19 protein-coding genes and 1 pseudogene are annotated in these 18,838 nt (G+C 37.5%); 9 read left to right on the forward strand and 11 right to left on the reverse strand.

Annotated features, from left to right (window positions below):
- The 4 genes and pseudogenes from RYK12_RS04955 to RYK12_RS04970 all read right to left on the reverse strand — a co-directional run.
- Positions 1 to 215, reverse strand: a pseudogene (locus RYK12_RS04955) (hypothetical protein); the annotation flags it as partial.
- A gap of 7 nt (positions 216 to 222) precedes the next feature.
- Positions 223 to 582 (reverse strand): transposase, encoded by a 360-nt coding sequence (locus tag RYK12_RS04960; protein WP_153209586.1) that lies wholly within the window; start codon positions 580 to 582, stop codon positions 223 to 225.
- Entirely contained in the window at positions 575 to 1,414 is an 840-nt protein-coding gene (locus tag RYK12_RS04965; RefSeq protein WP_001014727.1) for a phage replisome organizer N-terminal domain-containing protein, read from the reverse strand. Before RYK12_RS04965 ends, RYK12_RS04960 begins: the two co-directional genes overlap by 8 nt.
- Positions 1,415 to 1,422: 8 nt before the next feature.
- Entirely contained in the window at positions 1,423 to 1,704 is a 282-nt protein-coding gene (locus RYK12_RS04970; protein WP_000005472.1) for a hypothetical protein, read from the reverse strand.
- Between the two features lie 147 nt (positions 1,705 to 1,851).
- On the opposite strand from RYK12_RS04970, the gene RYK12_RS04975 reads away from it, so the two are divergent.
- Complete coding sequence (locus tag RYK12_RS04975; protein WP_000181350.1) at positions 1,852 to 2,370, forward strand: helix-turn-helix transcriptional regulator; 519 nt, start codon at positions 1,852 to 1,854, stop codon at positions 2,368 to 2,370.
- 51 nt (positions 2,371 to 2,421) lie between these two features.
- Positions 2,422 to 3,576: a site-specific integrase gene (locus RYK12_RS04980; protein ID WP_000022152.1), complete on the forward strand. Its 1,155-nt coding sequence runs from the start codon at positions 2,422 to 2,424 to the stop codon at positions 3,574 to 3,576.
- Between the two features lie 428 nt (positions 3,577 to 4,004).
- On the opposite strand, the gene RYK12_RS04985 is transcribed toward RYK12_RS04980, so the two are convergent.
- A complete protein-coding gene (locus RYK12_RS04985) occupies positions 4,005 to 7,103 on the reverse strand; it encodes an SEC10/PgrA surface exclusion domain-containing protein (RefSeq protein WP_314847391.1) in 3,099 nt (1,032 codons plus the stop codon).
- 130 nt (positions 7,104 to 7,233) lie between these two features.
- On the opposite strand from RYK12_RS04985, the gene RYK12_RS04990 reads away from it, so the two are divergent.
- Positions 7,234 to 7,611, forward strand: coding sequence for a helix-turn-helix transcriptional regulator (locus RYK12_RS04990; RefSeq protein WP_314847393.1), 378 nt, complete (start codon positions 7,234 to 7,236; stop codon positions 7,609 to 7,611).
- Positions 7,612 to 7,747: 136 nt separating this feature from the next.
- On the opposite strand, the gene RYK12_RS04995 is transcribed toward RYK12_RS04990, so the two are convergent.
- Positions 7,748 to 8,455 (reverse strand): hypothetical protein, encoded by a 708-nt coding sequence (locus tag RYK12_RS04995; protein ID WP_314847395.1) that lies wholly within the window; start codon positions 8,453 to 8,455, stop codon positions 7,748 to 7,750.
- A gap of 183 nt (positions 8,456 to 8,638) precedes the next feature.
- Between RYK12_RS04995 and RYK12_RS05000 the strand changes: the two genes are divergently transcribed.
- From RYK12_RS05000 to xerC, 6 genes are all read left to right on the forward strand, one after another.
- Entirely contained in the window at positions 8,639 to 9,031 is a 393-nt protein-coding gene (locus RYK12_RS05000; RefSeq protein ID WP_314847398.1) for a hypothetical protein, read from the forward strand.
- A 15-nt stretch (positions 9,032 to 9,046) separates the two neighbouring features.
- Positions 9,047 to 9,583, forward strand: coding sequence for a hypothetical protein (locus RYK12_RS05005; RefSeq protein ID WP_314847399.1), 537 nt, complete (start codon positions 9,047 to 9,049; stop codon positions 9,581 to 9,583).
- A 1-nt stretch (position 9,584) separates the two neighbouring features.
- The gene (locus RYK12_RS05010; RefSeq protein WP_314847403.1) at positions 9,585 to 10,307 is read left to right on the forward strand and encodes a hypothetical protein; all 723 of its coding nucleotides are present in this window, start codon (positions 9,585 to 9,587) and stop codon (positions 10,305 to 10,307) included.
- A 333-nt stretch (positions 10,308 to 10,640) separates the two neighbouring features.
- Positions 10,641 to 11,270, forward strand: coding sequence for a replication protein (locus RYK12_RS05015; protein ID WP_314847404.1), 630 nt, complete (start codon positions 10,641 to 10,643; stop codon positions 11,268 to 11,270).
- A gap of 46 nt (positions 11,271 to 11,316) precedes the next feature.
- Entirely contained in the window at positions 11,317 to 11,580 is a 264-nt protein-coding gene (locus tag RYK12_RS05020; RefSeq protein WP_049550706.1) for a helix-turn-helix domain-containing protein, read from the forward strand.
- Positions 11,581 to 11,649: 69 nt separating this feature from the next.
- A complete protein-coding gene (gene xerC / locus RYK12_RS05025; RefSeq protein ID WP_314847406.1) occupies positions 11,650 to 12,867 on the forward strand; it encodes a site-specific integrase in 1,218 nt (405 codons plus the stop codon).
- A 106-nt stretch (positions 12,868 to 12,973) separates the two neighbouring features.
- On the opposite strand, the gene rpsI is transcribed toward xerC, so the two are convergent.
- From rpsI to pheT, 5 genes are all read right to left on the reverse strand, one after another.
- Positions 12,974 to 13,366 carry a 30S ribosomal protein S9 gene (rpsI, locus tag RYK12_RS05030; protein ID WP_000075973.1) on the reverse strand — a complete coding sequence of 131 codons (393 nt, stop codon included), beginning with the start codon at positions 13,364 to 13,366 and terminating at the stop codon, positions 12,974 to 12,976.
- Positions 13,367 to 13,384: 18 nt separating this feature from the next.
- The gene (rplM, locus tag RYK12_RS05035; protein WP_001044624.1) at positions 13,385 to 13,831 is read right to left on the reverse strand and encodes a 50S ribosomal protein L13; all 447 of its coding nucleotides are present in this window, start codon (positions 13,829 to 13,831) and stop codon (positions 13,385 to 13,387) included.
- 215 nt (positions 13,832 to 14,046) lie between these two features.
- Positions 14,047 to 15,246: an ABC transporter permease gene (locus RYK12_RS05040; protein ID WP_314847419.1), complete on the reverse strand. Its 1,200-nt coding sequence runs from the start codon at positions 15,244 to 15,246 to the stop codon at positions 14,047 to 14,049.
- Positions 15,243 to 16,136: an ABC transporter ATP-binding protein gene (locus tag RYK12_RS05045; RefSeq protein ID WP_314847421.1), complete on the reverse strand. Its 894-nt coding sequence runs from the start codon at positions 16,134 to 16,136 to the stop codon at positions 15,243 to 15,245. Before RYK12_RS05045 ends, RYK12_RS05040 begins: the two co-directional genes overlap by 4 nt.
- A gap of 237 nt (positions 16,137 to 16,373) precedes the next feature.
- Positions 16,374 to 18,779, reverse strand: coding sequence for a phenylalanine--tRNA ligase subunit beta (pheT, locus tag RYK12_RS05050; protein ID WP_314847423.1), 2,406 nt, complete (start codon positions 18,777 to 18,779; stop codon positions 16,374 to 16,376).
- Positions 18,780 to 18,838 lie beyond the last annotated feature (59 nt).

An 18,838-nucleotide genomic window follows, 5' to 3' on the forward strand; every position in this document is an offset into this window, starting at 1 on the left:
ATAGAATTGATATTCTTTCCGACTTGTTCCAACTCTTCTGTTAAAGGAACTAAACCTTCAAAGGAGACTTTTTGGATGTTCAAATCTGTTCGTATTAATTTTTGTCTAGCAAACTCAGAAAAATTACGAATATTTTCCTTCCTCATACAATCATTTAATTTTTTATTTTCTTTTTCTGTCAAAAATACCTGTTTCAACACCGATTTTATTCTCATACTCTTATCACCTTGTTTTCTTATTTAGTCGTTTCACAAGTTCTTTCACTTGTTTGCTTGTCTTCTTTTCATATCCTATCATCAGCTCAACACAATAGTGAAATATCCTTTCATTATCAAAATCTTCACTTTGTTCTGCTATTCTTTCTAACTGACGTAAGTTATTGATAATTCTTCTAACTTGAAATATAAAGTCATGATAGGATTCAAAATCAAATTGAAGATAAATAGGCGAGCTCTTAAATAACATTTTTCTGGCATAAGAGGAAAAACTTAGATGGTTTGTCATTTCAATCAAGTTATTCACTATTTCATTTTGCTCCTCAGTGATGTAACATTTCTTTAGAACAGTCCTATATCTACTCATTTATCATATACTTCTTTCGGGCATTTTCATGGGCAATAGCTTTGCACTCCAGCATACGTTCCTGCTTTAAATTCTCCATAGACTTAAATAAATACGCCAAAGGAGACGTCGCATCCTCAGGAATCCGTTCAATCATGCTAATGACTTCATCACTTGTTACATACCCACTAGCCAAATACTCGCCTATCTTCATCTTCTGAGCATGTGTTAAAGTGTAATTGTTAGGATACAAAAATCTATCATTGTACTTATAAGAAATGGATTCTAACAAAGAATAATATTTGGGTGGAATATAAGTTTCAGGCTTTCTAGAACTATTATCCAGTATATTCTCAATCTCTTTCTTATTCTTACTCTTGTTCTTAATCTCTTGCGTTACATTATCATTTTCATCCGTTACTGTAACGTTACAGTCTAAAACGAGTTGTGGCTCGCCTGTAATTAGTGCTTTTTGTTTTTGTCTATGACGAGCAACACGTTCCCTAGTTTGTTTTCTAATCTTTTCTAGTCCATCTATATTCTGATGTTTCTCCCATTTTGGAATGGTAATAGCGCCATCTATGATTTCTATCATGCCAAATTCTTCAAACATGCTGAGAGCTAATTTTACAGATGTAGCCTTTCGCCTAAACACTGTTGAAAGCATCTCTTCTGTGTAATAAACCTTGTTCCCTAGACTTAATATGCCACTATTATTTTGCTTTCCTGCAAGCACCAGAATTTTAAACCATATTACAATAAGAGTATCTCCTTCTGGCATTGATTCTATTAGCTGAATTTTTTCATCATCAAATATATCTGTTGTTATCTTGATCCACTGAACACCATTCATACGAGTACCTATCTTTCATATTGCTTCAACCATCGTGTTACTGCTCTTTTATCGTATAAAGTCACTCCATCAATCACCATGGTTGGCATTCCTTCTTTCGTCCATTTTTGGATTGTTGTCGTAGATACATCTAACCACCTAGACAAACCTGACATACGAACCATAGGTTTATAAAGTTCTTTATCTTCAAATACTCTTGCTACAGCATTTGAAATCATCTCATCATAGTGAGCACGTAATTGCTTCTCTAATTCTTTAGGAAGCTGGACAACTAAAGTAGTTTCCGACATAAATTCACACCTCATTTCTAAATTAAATAAGCTCCGAAACCATTTAATTTGTTATTCATTTTGAATTATATATCCTTTTTGAATTTTTGTCAAGTTTTTTTATTCAAAAAGAATAAAATGTGTTATAATGATAAAAAGGAGGTTCTTATGACGAATCATATTACTAAACTGATAGAAAATAGCGGAAAAAAATTGACAGAAATTAGCGAAGCTACAAATATAGCCTATCCTACACTTTCTGGATACAATCAAGGAATCCGCAAACCTAAAAAAGATAATGCTGAAAAATTGGCAAAATACTTTAATGTTTCCGTCGCTTACATTATGGGACTTGATAGCAACCCACACGCTCCATCAAATCTTAAAATTGTTACAGATAGTTTCAAAACATCTAAAATTGGTTCTGTGACACCTTTTAAAAGCGATATGGAGAAGTTAAAGAAGAGTATCGAATTTGGCGAAAGGGCATTAACACTACCACTTGATGATAGTTTTTCAGATGAATTTCGTCATATATTCTCAGAATACCTAGCTGAGAAAAACAAACGTTTTATGTCTGAGTTTATAGATTATATGAATCACCAAAATAAAGATTCTAAAGTTTGGCAGAGCTGGATTAAAACAGACGAATACGCTATCCGCCAAGAAGATAGAAAAAATAGATAGACACTCATTTCTCAATTACATAAGCTCCGAAAACTTAGATACGGAGAAAAAATGTCTATACACAAATACAAAACAAAAAAAGGAATCCTATACTATGTCAGCTTTTACATTGGCTTAGATGCTTATGGAAAGAAAAAAAGGCACTTAAAGAGAGGGTTCAAAACCAAAAAAGAGGCAAAATTGTACGAAGCTCGTTTAGAAGCTGGTGTCGTTGCCCCCACAGTAAGTACCGACAAACCTAACCCCAAAGTCACTTATAAAGAACTTTATCAAGAATGGTTTAATGCCTATGTTGGTACCGTTGAAGAAACAACTTCTTCCCAAACTAAGAATATCTATCGAATACATATTCTACCAATATTTGGCGATAAATTTATTGACCAAATCAGTCCTTTAGACTGTCAAAACTTTATTACACAAAAATCTCAGACTTTCAAAAATATCAAACAGATAAAATCCTATACCTCAAAAATTTTTGATTTTGCAATCAACATGAACTACATTGATCGAAATCCAATGAAGAATGTTATCATGCCTAAAATCAAAAAAACTAGATCAGATAATTTTTGGTCTCTGGAGGAATTACATCATTTCCTTGATATAGTGAAAGAAACTGAGCCATTTAAACATTTTGCTTTATTTAGACTGCTTGCATTTAGTGGACTACGAAAAGGGGAGTTATACGCTTTAAAATGGGCTGATATTAACTTTGACAGCAATCTATTGAACATAGATAAAAGTCTAGGAAGAATTGACGGTAAAGCGATTGAAAAGAGCACAAAGAATGAATCTTCAGTTCGTACAATCTATCTTGATGATGAGACAATCGATATTATTAAGCAATGGAGAAATTTCTATCTGAAAGAACAATCTCAGCTTCCTCTTACAAAGCTGAATATTAGTGATGAATATATGTTCTCTTACATATCAAGTAATGACAAAATTGAACCTTTGCATGCTGATTACATTAATAACGTACTGAATCGAATTATTAAAAAGCATAAATTAAAACCAATTAGCCCACATGGGTTTAGACATACACATGCAACACTTATGTCTGAAATTGGAATCGATCCTTCTAATACATCAAAACGTCTCGGTCATGCAAGCAGTCAGGTGACATTAGATGTCTATACTCACACCACAAAAACTGGTGAGAAAAACTCTATTGACAAATTTGCAGACTATCTCAATAAAGCAAAATAAATCATGATTTTAAAAATTTAGAAGAGGTTATCAGAAGGTTATCACAAAGCTATTTGAGCTCAAAAATCTAAAAAAAAGCACTTTGCAAAATTTTTGCAAAGTGCTTTGAAACGTTGATATAATCGTATTGATTAACGTTTTGAGAATTGTGATGCTTTACGAGCTTTCTTAAGACCTGGTTGGGGCACCACTTATTTCATCTAATTTCAAAGTGCTTTAAAATCAACGTTCTCATGGGGTTTCAAAAAATAGAATTTCAACTAATTTCAATCAATTTCATCAAAATAAGGTAAATTTTCATTAAAAATAAGCTAAAATCGAACCAGAATATCAAAAGTTTACCTTATATATAATTTATATATATCCGAACAATAACATAGAAAAGAGAGCAAAATCGCTCTCTCTTTTTATTATTACAACTTAATCTTTTATACCCACTCACCGTTAGCATTGACCATATATCCATCTGGTGTAGTAGTATTCATTGCTAAGGCTCCTGAACTATAGGCATAGTACCATTTTCCAGAAACTGTAAACCAGCCTGTTTTCATAGCTCCAGCGCTATCAAGGTAATACCATGTATCATTATCTTTTACCCAACCAGTAGCCATTTTACCATTTTCTTTAAGATAGTACCATGTGCCATTGTCTTTGACCCATCCAGTGGCCAGTGAACCTGTTTCATTCAAATAATACCATGAGCCACCAGTTTTGACCCAGCCCGTTTGCATCCAGCCTGTATTGTCAAAGTAATACCATGTGCCCTTGATTTGTTCCCAACCATTAGTAGTGTATGAACCATCTTCGTGCTGATACCACCAGCGACCAGCCGACTCAATCCAGTTACCAGCTTGAGTAGCTTTTGTAGTCTTAGTTTCCTTTTTTTGTTTGGCAACTACATCTACTTTAGCTTTATCTTGGTCAGACACCCCACCATTGTTATTCACAACAGGAACTTCAACACGTGGAGTTGTTGGAACAACAGGAGCTACAGGAGAAACAGGTGCATTAGAAATACTTGGAACAGATGGAGTTGTTGGAAGTACGTACTCTGGAAGAGCTGGACGAACTTCAGGGATACCCTTTTCTGTTACAGGATGTTTCTTCAATTCTTCTGCTTGAAGACGAGCTTGCTCTGCTTCATAACTTGCTTTTGCTACTGCATAAGCCTTATGGGCTTCTTTGGCTACTTTTTCTTTTGCTTCAAGTGCTTCTTGCGCAATTGCTTGGTTTGCTTGTGCTTCTTTAAGCGCTTCTTCTGCATCTTTCAACTCTGCCTTGCGAGTTTCAAGCTCTTTTGCAGCAACTTTCAAATCTTGAACCAACTCTTTTGAAGAAACAACTTGTGCTTTTGTTTCTTTAAGTGCTTCTTTGGCAACTGATACCGCTTGGGTAGCTTCTTCTGCTTTTGCTTGAAGAGAAGAAAGAGTTGCTTTCTCTGCTTTTGTTTCTTCTTTGGCTTGGTTAAACTCTTTCTCTGCTTGTTTTGCAGTTGCTTTCAACTCTGCCAACTTCGCTTCTTTATCTGCCTTTGTAGCAGACAAGGTAGCAACCAAGGCATTGGCATTTGACAAGGTAACAACGGCTTGATTATGAGTTGTTGTAGCAGATTGAAGAGTTTGTTTCAAGGCTACTGTATCTACCAACTTCGCTTCTTGGGCTTTCAAGTTTAAGTTTGCAGTTTGCAATGCAGTTTCTGCTTCTGTTACAGCTTGATTAGCAGTTTTAAGAGTTTCTTCTGCTTGTGCTTTCTCTGCTTTTTTAGTAGCTACCAAAGCCTCAGCTTTTTTAACACTATCTGTGTCTCTAGCTTTAGTATATGGATTTTCCACTTCTGTATGACTAAAAGTTGAGTTAGCCATGAATGTTTCTGGGATACCCGGTACTGTGTGCAAAGTATACATACCTGCTACTTGACTAGCACCAAAACCTCCGTAATAAAGAGTAGTGTCACCTTTTTCAAAACCAAGTGTACCACGAGTATGTCCATAATCATTTTCTGTAGATACAAACATAACCAAAGACTCATAGAGTTTAGTACGAATTTCTGACTTAGTTAAGTATTCTAATTCAGACTTCTTCTTAGGATTAGTTTCAATAAAGTTTACTGAATTCTCATAACTTTGAAGCCCTCGACCTTCTCCCTCTTTACGGTCAGTTTCAGACATGCCATCATTCAAACCATACTCTTTAGCAACTTTATTGATACCGATAGCATAGTGTCCATGACCATTTTTCTTAGCACGGTAGCTATCTAGCAATTCAGGAGTAACACCATCTTTTTCGTATTCACGTGCAATCTTATCTGCAAAATGGAATGAATCCTCAGTTACTTTCACATCAGACAAACCAAGTTGACGACGCATTTGATTTGTTAGGTCTGCGGCATAGAGAGTCAAATCACGTTTAAAATCTTCTGGTAGATTATTCAAATCATATTTCTTAGTATCTTTAGAATCAGATTCTACAGGTACGAAGTGATTGATTTGAGCATTTTCTAATTGTGTTTTCAAGATTTCTGCACGAGTTTCTTTAAACTTAGCAGGAACTTCATCTAAACGATCATTATACTCTCCATTTTCAACAGCTTTCAAGAGAGCTACGCGAGCTTTTACAGCTTCAATAAACTTAGGAGCTAACGTAATTGTACCTTGTTTTGTATTTTGAATAGCTTTCAAAGCAGATACCGCTTGGTTATACTCAGCAGTTAGGTCTGTTACTGCTTTGTCTGCCTTTTCTTGTTCTGCCTTAGCATCTGATACCGCTTGGGTTTTTGTAGCAATACCTGCTTTTGTTTCTTCAATTTGCGCTTGAGTAGCTTGATTTGCTTCTTCTGCATCTTTTAAGGCAGTTTCTGCATCTGTTTGCGCTTGTTTGCTTGTTTTTTCCGCTTCTACGGCTTCTTTTTGTGCTTCTTTGGCATTTTCCAAACCTTTGCCATTAACAGCGTCTGTGGCGATTTGAACCGCTTCTGTGGCACTTGTAAGTGCTTTTTCTTTTGTAGCTTGTGTAGCTTCTTTTTCTGCTACAACTGCTTCTTGTGCAGATACCGCTTGGTTTGCTTTCTCAGCTTTTGCTTCTGCATTTTTAACCGCTTCTGCTTTTGCAGGAACTTCTGCTTCTGCCTTAACTACTGCTTTCTCAGCTTCTGCAATAACTGCTGGGCTTGCCTTTTTCGCAAAATCCTCTGCTTTTTTTACAGCTTCTGTTTTCTCATTGACAAGAGAATCTGCTTCATTTGTAGCACGCTTGGCATCTTTGACCGCCTGTGTGGCTTCCGCTACTTCTTGATCTGCTTTCTTAGCTTCTGCTTCTTTTGTAGCAACCTCTTCTTTTGTTGCCACCGCAGGAGTAGTTGTTTCCACAACCTCCGCCTTTGGCGCTTCCACATTTACTGGTTTTGGAGCGACTTCTTCTGCGCCTACTGTGTGGGCTAAGGATGCGATAGAAACCGACAATGCAGATACAACTGCACTCGTACGTAATTTCTTAATCTTTCCATGACCTTTTAAATTAGAATCCAACATAGCTAAACTCCTTTTGTATAGTTTTCAGTGTATTTTTCACCTTTTGTATCATTTTACCATACTTTTATAACTTTTGTACAGTTTAATATACTTATTTTTAAAGAAAATAGATAGTAGAATGGTACATAATATGAGATACGATAGATTACAAAAACATATAGCATTTAGAATACGTGAATGTCGAAAAGAACAGAGATTAAGTCAAGAGAAATTATCAGAATTGGCTGGCTTGGGTATCAAGGCAATTCAAAACATGGAAAATATGAAATATGATTTTAAGATAAAAACTCTTGAATCGGTAATCAAAGCATTAGGTATTACCGTAGAAGAATTCTTTAACCTACAAGCATATGATAGAGAAAGAAAAGACTTCCTTAATCTACAAGCATATGACTCAGAGAGTGAAGACTCCCTAGAAATATTTTTTGACAATCTAACAAAGTTACCCAAAGAGAAACAAGGAAAAATTATATCCTCCTTTAATGAAATTGTAAAGAATATCAAATAAAGAGGATAGGCGGAACTCAATTTCAGGAGAACATAACGTAAATCTTCACACAATAAAACGCATAGTATCAAGTTCATTCAACACCTGATATTATGCGTTTTTTGATTTCAAAGACTTTTTAGCCACTCTCTTTATTTTAAAGCTTTTCTGCTATTTCCTCTAACTTAATTGCTTTGTCATATTCCGCTTTAGCCAACCTATTTAGCTCTGATACCATTCTTTTCACCAATTCGTATCTTTCTATATGATATTCCTTTTTTCCTCCCTCATTAATCCGTAAATTATTTAATGTAGCATAAAGCAGTTCAGTAAGATTCAATTCGGCCAATGATTTAAGTATCTCTTGACCAATTCCAGATAAGTATAATTGCCTATCTTTAAGAAATCTATCTGAAAGTGTATTACGACTCACAATCGACCAAATTTCTTCCAAAACATCATCATCAAATTTTTCAATAATATGTTTAGGTATATCAATACCATATTTTTTTTGATGAATATTCGGAATATCTAATTCTGAAAAATGAGGCTCTACTACATCAAACATAGGATAATCACCCAAAGATATTGAATAGGAACCATCCTCGTTTTCGATTACATCATCTATATAATCATAGCGACTAATACCCATATACTTAATAAGTCGCAAATAACGTTTATATGCTGTTTTTGAAATTAGTAGTTTTCCAGCATGTTCCCCTCTTTTTACTTGAAGATATCTCCTCAAGAATTCTTCTTTACTTAATCGCTCCTTTTTCTGTTGACTACGTAATATTAATGGATAATATTTTAAAACAAATTCTCTTTTACTTTCATCACTCAAGTTTTTAAACTCATGTAGCATCCTTAACTCCTTTGTAATTATTTGGGGTCCAAAAAATTATATCACGATGAACCTAGAAATGCAATAACAAGCATTGCAAGGGGGTCAAAAATATTGTATCATGTTTTTGTTAACACAAGAGCTCTTTTACTCGTCAGCATTCGCGATAAGCTGACCATGCTTTTTTTGACAGGAGGAATTAATATGTCAAAAGAAAAAAAATTAACACTCGGTAACCGCGAAAGTGCAAGAGCATTTTTGGATGCTTTATCAACTTCTGTTGATGTCCCTTCGACTATTAAAGTAGTTGACAAAAACGATGGAATCATGAACGAAGGTCAAGAAAATCAACGTTCGTGGGCATCTCTAACTTGCGTAAATAAGAAACTCTATGAGACATTTGCCAGTATTGGACAAGAGGACTACTGTCCAACATTCAAAGTCAAGTTGAAAAACTATCAAAACGAAAACTTGGATGGTTTGATTAATTCTGACATCGTAATTAGCAAGTATGACTTCTCATTTGTTCTTGACAAGTTGAAGCAACCAATTGGATTGGCTCTAGTCACTGAGCTTGCTGATATTTCGCTCAAATAGAAGAGAGGTAGCAACATGAAGAAACTTGTAACAAAATTCATGTATATAGAGTGGTACTATCAACTTTTCATAGCTTTGATTGGCTTTGTTTTACTCGCCCTTCTTATCAAGTTTTTAATATGGATTGTTCCCACACTCTTTGTAATCTTACTTCTCCTCGGGGTTGCAACCCAAGGAGAAATATTCTCCATACCTTTTCAACTATACAAACAAGGAAATCAGACTGTTCATGATTCCTTATTTGATAGATTCTACCACTGGTTGACCGAGGAAGGGGTAACAGAACTACCAATTTCCACACTCAATTTCACTCAAGGGGTAGAGATAGCAGGAGAAGGCTTCTATTATGTTCACATCAACAAAGAAATCTCTGATGAACTTCTCGAAATCTTTGAAACAAAAGTAAGACAATTTGTAAAAACTATGTCAAATGGTTCTACAGATAGCGTTGTGAGGCGTGCTAAGCGTGAGCCCTTCCTTGCAATCAAGGTTCGGTTAGTGTCAGCTGACATGATGCTAATGCAAAAAAATCAAATAGAAGAGGATTTTTAGCATGATAAAAAATCTTTTTGAGGTCAACAGCAGAGGTCATCCAATCTCTGCATCTGTTGACATAAACCGATATTTCGCTTGGATAATCGCAGGCCCATCTGGCTCAGGAAAATCCACTTTTTTGAGAAGATTACTAGGTCTCATTTCATTTCATGATATAGATGCCGAAGCTTACTTTCTCGATTTTAAAGCAGATGAAGAGATGTTTCCAATGACTAGCAATCATGTTGCAAGAGGCTTTGAATGTCTAGAACTATTTGAAACAGTCTGCCAACGCTTTGAAAATAGACTTAATAAACAAGAAGAGAACTCCCACAATCTTTACCTAATTTTCGATGAGTGGCAAGCTTTTCTCGCTTATCTTGAGCAAACTGACAAGAAAAAACATAAAGATGTTTTATCAAAAATGTTGATGATGAATAGCATGGGTAGAAGTCTAGGTTTGCGAATCGTTTTATCTAGTCAACGTTTCTTGATGTCTGATTTACCAGGTAGGTATAACTTCAACTGTATAATTTCATTATCTACTAGTTTTCTCATGTCTACGAATAATAGGCAACTCCTTTTTCCAGACATGGAAAAAGATGAAGTTGTGGTAAAACCGCGAGGATATGGCTATTTCCAACTTGAGGGAGAATCTGTCAAGATGTTTCGTACTATTCCAGTAAGAGACGGGGAACGGTTAAATCAACGGATGCAAGAGCTATTTTCAAGATATAGCTAGCGGTTTTCCTGCTATACTTGTTTTGACGACAGTAGCCCTTTTTGAGCTATCTCATCGGTATAGTGTCGGCACTTACCAATCAGTAGGAAAATGAGGCCTTGCAAGGGCTTTGAGGGGTGGAGATTTTTCAGCGTAGTATAGCGAAGCCTAAAGCGAAAGCGTAACGAAGTCGAAAAATACTACCCCGTCCCTTGCCAGTCCTCAAGCGTTCTTAGTGTGTGATATCATCGGGCAGGAGAGGCTCGGGTTTGGGGCAAGCCCCAAGAGAAGATTTATTGGGGTTACTACGACCCCCAATAAATCAATAATCAATAATCATAGAAAGAAGACAAAATGGCTAAAGAAAAACGTTCAAATAAATGGGCATTCCTATTCTATAAGGAAAGTGCCCCAGAAAATTATTTAGAAATTCTCGAAGAGTTACACATTCCATTTGTTCTTAGCCCTTGGCATGATAAGGACATTAACAGGGAAACTGGGGAATTTAAAAAATCGCACAAGCACGGAGTCTTATTTTTTGAATCGCTAAAAAGTTATTCCCAAGTGTCAGAGCTTCTTACTGAGAAACTCAATACACCTTCCCACGTTGAAGTTGTCATGTCAACAAAAGGTATGTACGATTATTTCATACATGCAGAAAACCCTGAAAAAACTTTATACAATATAGAGGATATTGAATCAGGTTGCGGATTCGAACTTGATAAGTTCTTGATAGAGCAAAATTCAAATTTATTTCTAGAAACTGTTATCGATGTAATCACCGATAACAATTTCACCGAGTTCGAAGACTTAGTTCACTACGCTAGAAATAAAGATATTTCACTACTGGGATTAATAATTGAACGAACCTACTTTTTTACAAAATTTTTAGATTCTAGACGTTATAATCCCCAAAACAACAAAAAAACCTCATCAGAAGATACTTTGGCGAGCAATACTGATGAGGCAAATACAGATGATTAAAAATCAACTGATACTTCAATTATAGCATAATAGGGAGAAATAACTTATGCAAGTCATTTTACCAGATGAACAAGTTCAACAAATTCAGCAACTACTAGCTGAGCTCATCAAGAAAGAAATTGACATTAAATTGAACAATAGTAACCTTGAAAGCCCATTTTTAAACAAACAGCAGGCTTGTCACTATCTAGGAATCTCAAACAATACTCTAGATAGTTGGATCAAACGAGGACTGCCTACAATAAAAATAGGTAAGACTATACGATTTAATAAAGAGGCCATTAATTCATGGCTTTACTCACAAAACTAGAAATATCTATATTTTTGTTTTATAATAGTCATGATATTTTCTGGTTCGATACACAACAAGGAGAATATCATGGCTATCAATAAGACCAAAAACGGAACTTATCGCTTAAAAGTCTATATCCCAATTGAAGCACGAATGCCACTTGGAATTGTCAATAGCGATTATTACGATAAGAGATTCAAAACAAGAAAGGAGGCAAGGCAAGCTGAGATAGACTTGCTTACCAAGTTAAATCAAATAGAAGATAATGAATTTACAGGACTAGCAAAAGGAGATATTCTTTTCTCAGACTTCTATAACAATATCTGGTGGGAATCTTATAAAGAAGGACAAACTACATCTACTTCTAAACCACCAAGTAGGTCAACAGTTGCTAATACCAAAACCTGTTTTGAAAAACATATACTACCACTTCTTGGAAACTATACGATACAGTTTCTAAATCAAAACAAGCAGGTTATCCTAAATCTAATGACGTCTAAGGCTAATGAGTATGCAAACTTCAAATCTTTACGTAGCTATGTGATTTCTATTTTTGACTGGGCAGAAGAACTTGAGTATATAGAAGCTAATAAAGTTGCAAAAATATTAAGAAGAATAAAGGCCACTAAAAAGATTCAACTTGCAGAGTCAAAGAAAGAGGAAGATTTATATCTAACTCATGAACAACTACAAGAATGGTTCTCAGCATTTCAAGAAGATTTAGATAATGATAAAATAACCCTTAAAGATTATGTCCTATTTTATCTCACTTTTTTCTTAGGCGATAGAAAATCTGAAACCTATGCTCTTCAATGGAAACATATCGATTTTTCAAAATCACAGATTCAGCTAATTCAAGCTTTAGATAGATATGGACAAGTAAAATCTACTAAAGGAAATAAGAAAACTATTTTCTCTATTTCTAATGACTTACTTCAACTTCTTACCTCTTGGAAAGAGCAACAAAAATATGAACTAGCAAAGTTTGGCATCATCAGTAACCCAGAACAATTTGTTTTTACATATATCGATACAAAAGGAAACATCAACAAGCCTTTACATTCTGACTATCTAAACAATAAAATGAAAAGCATTAGAAAGCGACATAAAGAGCTGGCACATGCTACACCTCATAAACTGCGACATACAGGAGCGACACTTGCCAAACAAGCAGGAATGAGCTTAGAAGCTATTTCTGAAGCTCTAACACACAGTGATACAGGAACAACACAGATTTATGTAAATACTTCTAATGTAGTTCCTATGACAGTAGGTGAATTTGCTTTAAAGTCTCTAAAACAATAAGGTGAAAATAAGGTAAACTTTGAGGTAAACTTTTCAAAAAAACACGAAAAAAGCACCCATAAGGTAAACTTTTGAGTGCTTTGAAACGTTGATAGTATCGTATTGATTAACGTTTTGAGAATTGTGATGCTTTACGAGCTTTCTTAAGACCTGGTTTCTTACGTTCAACTTTACGTGAGTCACGTGTAAGAAGTCCTGCGCGTTTCAATGAATCGCGGAAGTCTGGGTCTACTTGAAGAAGGGCACGAGCGATACCGTGACGGATAGCTCCTGATTGACCAGCGTATCCACCACCTACAACGTTAACGAAAACGTCGTATGAACCTACAGTTGAAGTAACTGCAAATGGTTGGTTGATGACAAGACGAAGGTCAGCGTGTGGGATGTACTCTTCAACATCTTTTTTGTTAACGGTGATTTTACCAGTTCCTGGAACAAGGCGAACGCGTGCAACAGCGTTTTTACGACGTCCAGTACCTGCATATTGTGCTTGTGACATACTTTATTGTTCCTTTCCTTAGATAAGTCCTGAAATGTCAAGAACTTCTGGTTGTTGTGCAGCGTGAGTGTGCTCAGCTCCAACAAATACTTTCAACTTCATACCTTGAGCGCGTCCAAGAGTATTGTGTGGAAGCATACCTTTAACTGATTTCTCGATCAAACGTACTGCATTTTTAGAACGAAGTTCACCTGCAGAGATTTGTTTCAATCCACCTGGGTGGTTTGAGTGAGTGTAGTAGATTTTATCAGTTGCTTTTTTACCAGTCAATTTAACTTTTTCAGCATTGATAACAATTACAAAGTCACCTGTATCAGTGTGTGGTGTAAATGTTGGTTTGTTTTTTCCGCGAAGTACGCTAGCAACTACTGCAGAAAGACGTCCAAGTGGTACATCAGTTGCGTCAACTACGTACCATTTACGTTCAACTTGGCCTGGTTTAGCCATAAATGTTGTTTTGTTCATGATTTCTCCTATATATAGTTCGATTTTTGTTTACGGTGATGGGTGTTCCTTCCCATCGAAAAGTATTTGGAAGGTTCCGGGGCCTTTCAAATGGGGTAAACAATACCGCCTACTATAATACCAAATTTCACCCCTAAAAGTCAATAGATATGAAAAATATTTTTCTGAATTCCACTCTTTTTATCTCTAAAAAACCTCGCTTTCGCGAGGCTCTTCTATTTATAAGATAAAGCACGTTTAAAGGTTTTCCAAGGACCTAAATCATCTGTTTGCAGAACGAGACTAGCATACATACGTCCGATAAAGACTGTTGCAGTTACTGCAAAAGCAATCGTAATAGCAAGCGAAATCCATGCTTCTAACCCATTTGCATAGCCATTAATAGCTCTAAACGGCATGAAGAAAGTCGAAATAAAGGGAATATATGAACCAATCTTCAAGATGAGATTGTCACCAGCTGCACCTAGAGCTGTCACTCCAAAAAAACCACCTATAATCAAAATCATCAAAGGCGACAAGGCTTTTCCTGAATCCTCAGGACGAGAAACCATAGAACCTAGGAAGGCTGCTAAAACAACGTACATAAAGAGGCTAACCAAGACAAACAATAAGGTGTTGAGCGAGAAAGCCTCTCCTATATGGTTTAAAATACCAGATTGTGCCAAGATTGGTAGGTCTTTAAAGAGAAGAATGGCAGCAAGTCCACCTACGACATAGATGCCAATATGGGTCAAAATCACAAGAAGCAGAGCCAGCATGCGAGCGTAGAAATAATGACTAGCTCGGATACTAGAGAAGACCACCTCCATAATTTTGGTTCCTTTCTCGCTAGCCACTTCCTGAGCAGTGACACTAGCATAGGTAATCAAAATCATATAAAGGAAGAAACCAAGCCCTGCGGCCGCAAAGGTTTGAATCATTTTTTTATTTTCCTTGGATTCATCAATTTTCTCCGTAAAGTTAACTGTTTGTTCCAAGCGTTTTTCCTGTTCTTGTGACAAATTGGCTGCCGAACGATTGAGTTGGTATTGCAGTTCGTTGAGCTTATTGGTTACTGCTAGCTTGATGCCTGTTTCAAGAGAAGTTTCACCATGATAGACGGCCTTGAGGACGCTGTCCTCTTGGTCAATGGTTAGGTAACCCTTGATTTTCTCATCTTTGATAGCAGCTTGGGCACTGGCTTCATCCTTATAATCAAAGTTGATACCATTGGTACCCTTGAGCCCATCTTCCACAGATGGCACAGTTGTTACTACTGCTATCTTACTATTCTTGGCCATAGAAGACCCTTGGAGGTAGCCAATTCCCCCAGATAGACCGATAAACAAGAATGGTGAAATCACCATAAAGAAGAAACTCCACGACTTGATGTGTCGAAGATAGGTTTCCTTGATTACAACCCACATATTTCTCATACTTCCACCCCTGATTCTAGTTTAAAGATTTCATCAATTGTTGGCGCTTGCTGGTCAAAGGTTGCGATGTATTGCCCCTGAGTCAAGATTGGGAAGAGTTCCCTTCCAGCGCTCTCATTCTCCAAGATCAATTTCCAACTGCCTTGTTTGGTCAAACTCACCTGCTTGACATGAGGAAGATTTTCCAATTCTTCCTTGCTTCGTTCACTTGAAACAAAGAGACGCGTTTTCCCGTATTGATTACGGACATCCTGAACTGGCCCATGCAAGACCACACGACCATCTCGAATCATGAGAATATCGTCACAAAGCTCCTCGACATTGGTCATGACATGGTCAGAAAAGATAATGGTTGCTCCGCGCTCTTTTTCCTGAAAAATGACTTGTTTGAGCAATTCTGTATTGACTGGGTCCAATCCACTGAAAGGCTCATCCAAGATAATCAAGTCTGGCTCATGAATCAAAGTAATGATAAGCTGAATCTTCTGCTGATTTCCTTTTGACAGACTCTTAATTTTATCTGTCAGCTTCCCTTTCACTTCCAACCTCTTCATCCATTGAGGGAGTTTTTCCTTGATTTCCTTAGCATCCATACCTTTTAGAGTCGCCAAGTAACGAACTTGTTCAAGGACTGTCAATTTAGGCATGAGACTGCGTTCTTCAGGCAGATAGCCAATCCGAGCGTAGGTCTCCTGACGAATATCCTGACCATCTAGACTGATTTCTCCTTGATATTCTAAAAACTTCAAAATACTGTGGAAAATCGTTGTCTTCCCAGCACCATTTTTCCCGACTAATCCCAAAATACGACCTGGTCGTGCTTGAAAGTCAATACCAAACAAAACTTGCTTAGATCCAAAACTTTTCTCTAGACTTCTTACTTCTAGCATCTTTCACCTCCGAAATGTCTTGCACTCATTATACTCCTTTTTGATAGCCTTTACAATGATTTCTGTCCATTTTTATAAGACTATTGCTGTGTAAAATATGGCCTAGAGCGTTTTTAGTGATAAATCCATTATACAGTAGCAAACTCAATTTATCTTCTCTGTTCCTCAACTGTCTATTTTTGATCCTGAATTGTTATTTGAAAAACAAAAATCCACCCCGAAGGATGGATTGATGATTTAACGCACTTCTGCATTGACTTTTTCTTCAAGAGAATCTTGGATTTTTTCCATATAGCGTGCGACTTCTTCGTCCGTTAAGCTATCTTCTGGATTTTGGAAAGTCAAGCTATAAGCCATTGACTTCATACCAAGTCCCAATTTTTCGCCTGAGAAGACGTCAAAGAGTTTGATATCTGTCAAACGTTTTACGCCTGCAGATTGGATAGCATCTACAACTTCTTGATGAGTCACTTCTGCCTTGAGGAGAAGGGCAACGTCACGGCTGACTGCTGGGAATTTCGTGATTTCCACAAATGGATTTGCTGGTTGAAGCGCTGCTTCAATGGCTGAAAGATTAAGTTCCGCTACATACGTTTCTGGAATATCGTAGGCCTTAGCAGTGACTGGATGCACTTGGCCAAGGAAACCAAGAACTTGGTCACCGAGTGAAATCATAGCTGTACGACCTGGGTGAAGGCTAGCGATTTCAGATGTTGCTGTATAAGTTACTTGGAGTCCCAAACGAGCAAAGAGGGCTTCAAGGATTCCTTTAGCATAGAAGAAATCAACTGGAACTGCTGCTGTTTGGAAATCTTTTTCAGCAACCAATCCTGTCAAGGCAAAGGCAAAGCTGTTGATCTCATTTGGAAGTTCTTCTTTTGGATTTCCTGTTTGTTCAAAGACTTTTCCAATCTCATAAAGGGCCAAGTTTTTGTTCTTACGAGCTACGTTATAAGCCACCGTATCAAGGATACCTGAGATCATATTTTGACGGAGGACAGAACGGTCCACTGTCATTGGCCACATGAGTTCAGTAAGGTTACTTGGTTGAGCCGTAAACTCAACTGCTTTTTCAGGAGTTGTTAGAGCATAGGTGATGATTTCTGTCAAACCTGCTCCTTCAGCAATCGTACGAACTTGACGGCGGAGTTTTTGTGTAGCAGTCAATTCACCAGCTGTCCCATCGTCTTTTGGAAGGCTGGTTGGCAAGCGGTCATAACCATAGATACGAGCGATTTCTTCAAAGAGGTCTGCTTCGATGGTGATATCCCAACGACGACGTGGTACGCTGACTGTAAAGCTGTCTGCATGTCCAGAAAGACCAAAGCCAAGACGACGGAAGACGTCTTCTACATCAGCATAAGAAAGATCAGTTCCGAGGACACGGTTAACATCTGCAAGAGTTGAAGAAACTTCCACATCAGAGGTATCAAGCTCACCCGCTGAAACGATACCTTTACGCACCGTCGCACCTGCAAGTTCTGCAATCATGCTAGCCGCCGCATCAAGGGCTTCGTTAACAGTTGCCACATTAATCCCTTTTTCAAAGCGAGAAGATGACTCAGAACGAAGGTTGAGACGTCCGCTAGTTTTGCGGATTGATTTTCCGTTGAAGACTGCAGCTTCAAGGACGACACGACTAGACTTTTCAGAGATTTCTGTTGCTTGACCACCCATAACACCTGCAAGAGCTACTGGCTTGTCTGCGACAGTGATGACTAGGTCATTCACATCCAAGTCACGTTCTTCACCATCTAAAGTCACCAATTTTTCATCAGCACGCGCTTCACGCACACGGATGTCAGTCCCTTCAAAGGTATCCAAGTCAAAGGCGTGCATTGGTTGACCAAAGTAGAGAAGAATGTAGTTTGTCACGTCCACTACGTTATTGATTGGACGGATTCCTTCGTTCATGAGAAGATTTTGCAACCATTGTGGACTTGGTGCGATGGTCACATTGTCCAAGATACGAGCCGCATAGTAAGGAGCCTTGTCTGTTTCAATGCCTACAGAAAGTGCATCTGTAGCGGCTTCGTTTGTTTCTGTTAGAGTAAATTCTTTAAAGTTGACTGCCTTGTCATAGATGGCTGCCACTTCATGAGCCACTCCACGCATAGAAAGAGCGTCCGCACGGTTGGGGGTGATTGAAAGTTCGATGATTTCATCATCCAAGTCTAGATATGAGAAGACTTCATCCCCAGAAACGGCATTTTCTGGCAAGATTTGGATGCCATCTGCGAATTCCTTAGGCACAACTGAGTCAGAAATTCCCAATTCGCCAAGCGAACAGATCATTCCAAGTGACTCTAAACCACGGATTTTTCCTTTTTTGATTTTGTAGTTGTCAGCGATGCGAGCTCCTGGAAGAGCCACCATAACCTTGATACCAGCACGCACATTTGGGGCACCACAGACGATTTGACGGGCTTCTTCTTCGCCAACGTTAACCTGACAAACATGGAGGTGAGTTTCTGGCACATCTTCGCAAGACAAGACCTCACCGACGACAATTTTTGAGAGACCAGCAGCAGGTGATTCAACACCTTCTACCTCGATCCCTGTAGTTGACATTTTTTCAGCCAACTCTTGTGATGGCACATCAATGTCCACCAATTCTTTTAACCATTTATAAGATACAAGCATAATTTAGTTTTCCAGAATGACAGTTGCCACTCTAGTTCTTTTCCTTTCCTATCATTTCA

Source organism: uncultured Streptococcus sp. (assembly GCF_963518475.1).
Classification (GTDB): Bacteria; Bacillota; Bacilli; order Lactobacillales; family Streptococcaceae; genus Streptococcus.